This is a genomic window from Deltaproteobacteria bacterium, assembly GCA_009930495.1.
Lineage (GTDB): Bacteria > Desulfobacterota > Desulfovibrionia > Desulfovibrionales > Desulfomicrobiaceae > Desulfomicrobium.
Window position 1 is genome coordinate 1 of record RZYB01000187.1, and the last position, 4,622, is coordinate 4,622.

At 55.8% G+C, this 4,622-nt stretch carries 6 protein-coding genes; 4 read left to right on the plus strand and 2 right to left on the minus strand.

What is annotated here, in order from left to right:
• Nucleotides 1-762 (plus strand): transposase (locus EOL86_12135; protein NCD26323.1); only part of this gene is annotated, 762 nt, incomplete at its 5' end.
• A 135-nt stretch (nt 763-897) separates the two neighbouring features.
• Nucleotides 898-1,059, plus strand: coding sequence for an HNH endonuclease (locus EOL86_12140; GenBank protein ID NCD26324.1), 162 nt, complete (start codon nt 898-900; stop codon nt 1,057-1,059).
• Nucleotides 1,060-1,177: 118 nt separating this feature from the next.
• Here EOL86_12140 and EOL86_12145 read toward each other — a convergent pair whose 3' ends face one another.
• Entirely contained in the window at nt 1,178-2,311 is a 1,134-nt protein-coding gene (locus EOL86_12145) for an ImmA/IrrE family metallo-endopeptidase (GenBank protein NCD26325.1), read from the minus strand.
• Between EOL86_12145 and EOL86_12150 the strand changes: the two genes are divergently transcribed.
• The gene (locus tag EOL86_12150) at nt 2,274-2,678 is read left to right on the plus strand and encodes a hypothetical protein (protein NCD26326.1); all 405 of its coding nucleotides are present in this window, start codon (nt 2,274-2,276) and stop codon (nt 2,676-2,678) included. The genes EOL86_12145 and EOL86_12150 overlap by 38 nt on opposite strands.
• Before the next feature lie 79 nt (nt 2,679-2,757).
• On the opposite strand, the gene EOL86_12155 is transcribed toward EOL86_12150, so the two are convergent.
• The gene (locus EOL86_12155) at nt 2,758-4,098 is read right to left on the minus strand and encodes an ATP-binding protein (protein ID NCD26327.1); all 1,341 of its coding nucleotides are present in this window, start codon (nt 4,096-4,098) and stop codon (nt 2,758-2,760) included.
• A 155-nt stretch (nt 4,099-4,253) separates the two neighbouring features.
• On the opposite strand from EOL86_12155, the gene EOL86_12160 reads away from it, so the two are divergent.
• The gene (locus EOL86_12160) at nt 4,254-4,472 is read left to right on the plus strand and encodes a hypothetical protein (GenBank protein ID NCD26328.1); all 219 of its coding nucleotides are present in this window, start codon (nt 4,254-4,256) and stop codon (nt 4,470-4,472) included.
• Nucleotides 4,473-4,622: the final 150 nt, after the last annotated feature.

Here is a 4,622-nt window from a genome sequence, read left to right on the forward strand (position 1 = left end):
GCGAATACGCATGCCGCGGCCATTCTGGCCAAGGCCGTCGAGTTCGACTCCTCCGACCTTCTTTACCGAGACGGTACGTGGTGGCTGCATTCCGTCCTGACTCTGCCCGACGAACCCTTTTCCCCTACGGGAAAGGCTATTGGCGTGGATCTTGGAATCAACCGCCCAGCGGTCACGTCCGGGAATGTCTTTCTGGGCGAAGCACGCTGGAAGGAAATTGAAAAACGGTATTTCCGGCTCAAACGCAATCTTCAGGCCAAAGGCACTGCCTCCGCCAAACGCCATCTTCGGCGCGTCAGGCATCGGCAGCAACGGTTCAGGCGCGATTGTGACCACGTCCTCTCCAAGAGGATCGTAGATATGGCCGGCAACGGGTCCGTGATCGTGCTGGAAAACCTCAAAGGCATTCGCTCCACCACCAAGCAGCGTGGCAAGCGCCAGCGGCGCAGGCACCATGGGTGGAGCTACGAGCAGCTCAAATCCTTTCTCGAATATAAGGCAGCGGCGACTGGTTGCCGCGTCGAGACCGTCGATCCGAGAAAGACAAGCCAGCGTTGTTCGAAGTGCGGATACACAGCACGATCCAATCGCAAGAACCAGAGCCTTTTCGCCTGCGGTGATTGCGGCTTCTCGCTCAACGCGGACCTCAACGCCGCCCGGAACATAGCCTGGAAATACCTTGCTCAGGGTGGCATGCCCGCCCTGGGCGGGCCGCCAGTCAACCGGCCTATCGTAACGCATGTTGAAGCCAAAGCCTCCTAGAGGAATTGCGGCTGAGTGTAGTTACAAGCCTCGTCCTTCAGGGCGAGGTCGTTGACCTGTAAAGTATGGAGTAAAGGCGTAGTGATTCAAGGCTACAGCCCAGATGAATGGCGCTTTGACATCTGTGGAAGCCCCATGAAATTTAGTGCTTATGGGGATATTGAATCAGAGCATGGCTGGGAAATAGATCATATCAGGCCGGTTTCCAAGGGCGGTTCAGACGAGCTTTTAAATCTTCAGCCACTTCAATGGGAAAATAATCGATCCAAGGGCGACAGGTATCGTTGGAAGTTCTAATCGGAATGCAACCGTTCACAGAGGGGCACGCTTCACCCTGAACTGTCTTCCGGGCGTACGTTTTTGGCGGCTCGGGGCGGGGTCTTTTCAGGTTGAAGCAACCAGTCGTGGGGTCGATTCAAGGAACCTCCGGCGGCATGGCCAGTTTTTCCCAGTCCAGGCGGACCTTGAGGCCGTTGCCCTGTTTGAAGGGGATGACGCCTTCATGCTGGAGCCTGCCGACGACAATGCCCGGGGCGGTATCCACGTCCGTGGCGAAAGCGCTGATTGCATCCAGGGTCGGTCGCCCCTTGGCCAGAAACGACTTGAAGGCCTTCGGGGGGATGAGCAGGTCGGCCGCGAAGCTGTCGGCTTCCCTTTCCAGTTCCATCCTACCCGAATCCCCGTCGATCTCGTCCCCGCTGACAAAGACCATCTTTTTTGGGTGATCCAAGATATGTTTGGCCTCGTGGAAAAAGGAGAACCACAGGTGGTCGTGGGTCTTGTGGCGCAGGCTGAGTTGGATGACCGCCTTTTCGGGATTGTGCCACCAGGCGGCCCCGCTGGCTCGGGTACCGGGGATCTCCGGGACGAACACGACCAGGACTCCGGCTTCGGCGCAAAGTCGCCGCATGCGCTTGACACATTCCGACAGGTTCGCGTCGCGTGTCAGGGCGCGGAGTTCATGAACGTTCTTCCTGAATTGCCGCTCGTTGTAGGGCGCGCAGGTGATATGCTCGGCGGCTTGCTCGCCGCGTCTGAGCCAGGCTGCCAGGGAAGGTGGGTTCGTCGTGAACTTGCGTGAGCTGCGCAACGCCACGGCGATCCTGTCCTTTTCCCACAAGTCGTTCCATGCCTCCAGTGAACTGACACCGAAAAATTTCAAGAGCTCTTCGGCCTGACTCGCCACTGCTTTGAATTTTTCGATCCACCGCAGTTTGACCATTTGTCTGATGGGGAACTGGGCAACCCATGCTCCGAGCGTTTCCAGTTCCGCGGTATTTTTCTGCCGCAGGAGGTGGATCCGGTAGTTTTGTTCCAGGTTCACCCAGAACGCGGCGTCAACGCCGAATATCCGTTCGAGATCGAAGGCGGTCTCGGGGGAAATGGGCGCCCTGCCGGCGAGGAGGTCACTGACGAACTTGTTCGTCTTCTGCAAGCGGTCGGCGAAGTCGTTTTTCGACCATCCCCTGTCGTCAAGCATCCCGGCGATCGTGTCTCCCGGTGGAAACACGATGTCCGGCCTGTACTCATTTTCTCTTGCGCTTGCCATGGTAGTCCTCGATTTCAAGAATCCTGATTGTCGTCACTTTGGAGAGATTCAGGCCACCGAACTCGTCGCGGGGAAGAGGCTCGTGGTCCGGCCGGAAAATGAGGCGGTGCGGGTGCAGCAGATCGGCGGCGAATTCACCGTCCCGGTCTCCGTCAAGGGCGTGGCATCTGGGGTGGGCCTGTTTGAACACGGAGAGGGTGGGTGCTGCCCGCATCTGCTGCAGCCGGAGGCTGATTCTGGCTGCCATAGGAACGCCGAATTTTTGGATTATTTTTTTGTAATCATTGAAGATTTTTTCATCTCGCCGGTTGCTGAAGAATATGTCCACACATGCGTCCTTGGCGATTTATTTAACCAGTTCGGTTAATAATTATGCTGATCTTATCGGGTTGGCAAGTGGGGAGGGTGAAATGGGGTTTTGCAAAGTGCTTTCGGGGGCATCAACCTCATTCCTCGTTTTCGTGCACGCGGCAGGAATTGGTCATCGCCCCTCCCTGCAGGATACGGGGAATGCCGCCCAGTCGTCCCTGAAGGTAACTTTTGCAAATATCCTTGTCGTACCGGACATTCTTGTATTCGCTGAAAGAGAAGAGACTCGAGGCGCCGGCGGCGTCTCTCTCGGTCACCCACATCTCGTCACGGCGCAGGAGTTCTTGATCCATGAGCAACACATCATGGGTCGTGAACAGAAGTTGCGTTCTGGTCTGGGTTGAGCACGTGGCCAGATACGCTTCAAGCAATCTGCGCGTGAGCAGCGTGTGCAGGCTGCGGTCGATTTCGTCGATGACATAGACCTTTCTGGACATCTGGGCCGACAGATCCAGGATTACGGGCAGCAGGTCGATGATCCGCTGCGAGCCGTCCGACTCCTGCCGAATCTCGAACCTGGCCTCGGTGCCGTCCTCCCTGGGATGGAAGGTCACCAGTTTCTTGGCCGTCAGTTCGCCGTCCTTGCGGGTCACGAGGAAGCGTTCGTTGAGCGGTTCGGTGAGAAACCGGACGGTCATGCCTTCCGGGACCTCCTCCTGGATCCTGTTTTTCAGCAATTCCGGCAGAGGCAGGTGTTCGAAGGGGACCTCTTCACCGCCCAGATGGACGATGCCAGTGTCGAGTTGCGGCAACATCTCGTTCATGGTCGAGTAGAGCGGATGCCCCTCGTCGATGAACTGCTCGAACGGTTCGAAGCGGGAATCGGGCGCGACCAGTTCGAGCGTATCCTTGAACCAGTCATAGACCGGCCTGAAGTTCTCGACCTTCTGCGAGACCGCGTTGGTCAGGAAGAGTTGGTTGTCTCGCGTGCCCTTGAAGGCGAACTGGAGAAACTGGTCCTTGGCCAGGGATGCGTCGAAGTTGGGCGAGCCCAGGCGGCGGTGGTAGAGCACCTTTTCACTGGTGCTGGTGATGGCCACCAGCTTTTCTTCCAGAACCGCCTTGCGTGTCACCGCGAAACTGAACTCGTATATCGTATCGTCGATCAGGAGTTCGAAGCCGAATCGTGAAGGCTGCTCAACTCCTTTCTTTCCCAGTCGGTACGGCTCGACAGGAATCAGGCCATCCGGCTGAGTGCCCTTGACGACCAGGGCCTTGGCAAAGCTCAGGGCCTTGAAGAGATTCGTTTTGCCCGAAGCGTTTCCACCATAGATCGCCGCCACAGGGAGGACTCTCGTCTTGTACTTCCCAAGCCTCGGAACCCTGTCACCATGTTGGCGTTCCCTGCTCGCGACCATCGAAAAGGTGACGTGGTTTCGAAAGGACATCCAGTTTTCGAGTGAGAAATTGACGATCATGTTTTAGCTCAAAACGTGAAAAATTCGTTTTTAATGCTATTAATTTATGCGCTCAAAGATTTTTAGTCAATCTTAAAGAGAAAAAATCTCATAAAGATTTGTTCGTTTGTGGTCTAGGTCAGGTTTTGAGGCGGGTGACGCGATGGCGGCCGGGCATGAGGGGGGCATACCCGGTCACACATACGGATTATTATTACGTCCCCACGGTGATGCAATCCCCGCCCAATGATCTGCTGGCGATTTGCAAGGGGGACAGTCCCACCTTCGAAGAGGGCGTGGACTGGCTGGCCCGGGAGATTCTCAAGGAGTTTCCGGGAGTGGAAGGCCTCGTGTCCGACATGGAACTGGAAGATCGGTACAAGGACATTACTTAGTCGGCCCTGAAAATATGACAATATATTGAAATAAATTGAAATTTACTCGGAAATAACGTATTTCGAATAACCAGTAATGCAGTGAAAAATGCATTTTTCTGGTCGAAATCACTCCGAGGTTATCAACGATGCAGCCCAAAAAATCGGACC